1 protein-coding gene is annotated in these 2,149 nt (G+C 42.6%); it reads right to left on the bottom strand.

The window, feature by feature from the left end; translation table 11 throughout:
- Nucleotides 1-385: 385 nt before the first annotated feature.
- Nucleotides 386-2,149 (bottom strand): ATP-dependent nuclease (locus tag AC1DYX_RS30565; protein WP_477265894.1); only part of this gene is annotated, 1,764 nt, incomplete at its 5' end.

Here is a 2,149-nt window from a genome sequence, read left to right as displayed (position 1 = left end):
GCTTGGGAAGCTTCTGCTCTACCATTGAGCTACACCCGCGTTGCCTGCATTCTACGCGGGTTTACGCGCTGTTGACAACTTTTCATGCATGCATGTGTGATGGGAAATGGGATGGCCGACCCACCGAGGTGTGATGACCACGCCACAGCCAGTACGCTCATCCACTTGGCCCTCGTTCAATCACCTTGACGGCCTACTTGAACGCCAAATCGTTTGCCACAAAGTCTATATTTCAACCTATCAACAATGGTGAAGAGCAGAATCCGATGCCGTCAGCATTTAAATACAGCCGCACTGCACTCCGCTCCTTTTTTAACCGAAATGCATATTGGAGCCGATTCTTTTAAAATCAAGATTAACTGCCAGCGTCAAACGAGCTCTCAATCTAAACAAAAAAATTGGGAATTGACTCTAAAATAGAAAACAATTCCTCAAATTCGGAGAAGTCAACCTTACCTAGTGTTGGGACAACGTTTTCGGCGAAGTGCTCTTTTCCGTTGTGAATCTTTCGAAATGCCGCGAATCCCCYATCGACACCAGGCAGCAAATATTGAGAAGAATCAGTTACTGGAACTCCGTTTATGACCAAATTCGTTACTGGCTTCTTGAATTGAAGTCCTACTCCATCCACCTTTTTGTGCAACACCTCATCTGTAAACATGAACTCAATCATATGATTTTTTGCTGCGACATATTCAGCTCTGAAAGAAGGAGCAGGGAGCAACATTGCATACGAAACTTTATTTGAATGAACCTTTACTCCGTCAACTCCTTTTAATTTAATAAAATTCTTACTAAGCGAGTCGTACCCTTTCATTCCCTCATTATCCTGATCAAATAACGCTACGCAACAACGACCGTCATCAGGGTGAATTCCTTCTATAGTCTTGGAAAGCATGCCCGTTCCTCCGGTAGTTCCATCGGCGGCAGGATCAGCAACACGAATACGGAATGGTATCGCAACAGATTTGAGCTTCTTCCAAGCAATTTCAATAATTTTCTTATCAGTCTTACCTTCAACCAATAATAGAGATTTCTTTGAATCCTTCAACTCCTGCTCAGCTGCCGCTCTTGCGTTTTCCACTAGGCGAAGATCTTCCAACTGAGTCGCATAGAAATCATGGACTTGTTTTTGTATTTTCAGAACCTCTAATTCATGGTTAAGCTCATACTGATGATTGTTACCGTTTCTTGGATTCGCAAGATTTACTAGCACAGTTTTCTGATTATCTTGGAAGGCTCGAAAGCACGAGACGTCTCCCGAGGACGCAGAAACAAAAGCCGGCGAGTGCGTCGTCACAAATATTTGTGATTTCTTTGAGTACCGCTCCTGAAAATCTATAGCCAGCTCTTCCGCATATCTAAATTCCAGAGAATTCTCTGGCTCCTCAAAACCCCAAACAAAGAACTTATTACTTTTTTCTGCAATATAGTTGAGAACTGACGACAAATATCTAGCCTGAATTCCGTCTCCACGAGAACTAAGTGGGATGGCCTGATCTGTACTATTACCGGTAGYGACTTGAAAAGCTTGAAATAGTTCAGAAAGCTGCTTAGGTGGTTCAAACGCAGTAGAAAGTCCTGTGGCCAAGAAAAAATCATCTTGAAGTTCACTAACTTGCTTTTGAATTGTTTTGGCCAAGTTGCCTGCCAGCCTAGGAATCCCTGTAGAGTCTTCCAATGTGGAATCAAGAAGCGCTTTTTGGAGACGCGAAAGTAGGTGTCGAGAGTATGCGCGATCCTTTATTGCAGGAACATATTCATAATATATCTTATTTAGAAAAGTCTGCAATCCACGCCGAGCTGTTGAAAGACTAGAAGGTAATTTTCCAGCTCTGTCAAGAACTTCCAAATTTGAAGATTCATGATACTGCGTTCCATCCCTCAGCCAGTTTCGCGTCACAGAGAAGGTTGGGGGTAAGCTACCAGCATAAGAATTGGGCCGCAGGAATTCAATTTCAATTGAGATAAATTGCTTCCCTTTAATAGACTCCTTACGAACCTCATCTAATCGATGAACAGAAAAATCATGATAAAAATCTAGCCTGCTTTTCCAATCGGTTTCTTCATTAAAGAAAAGATTTAATGCTCTCAGAACATTTGACTTTCCACTGTCATTCTTGCCCGAGATAACATTAAGCGCGGAACA

It is taken from the genome of Massilia sp. P2_C2 (genome assembly GCF_056404615.1).
The sequence above is the reverse complement of the archived record's forward strand: the minus strand, read 5'-3'. Positions and strand labels throughout refer to the sequence as shown.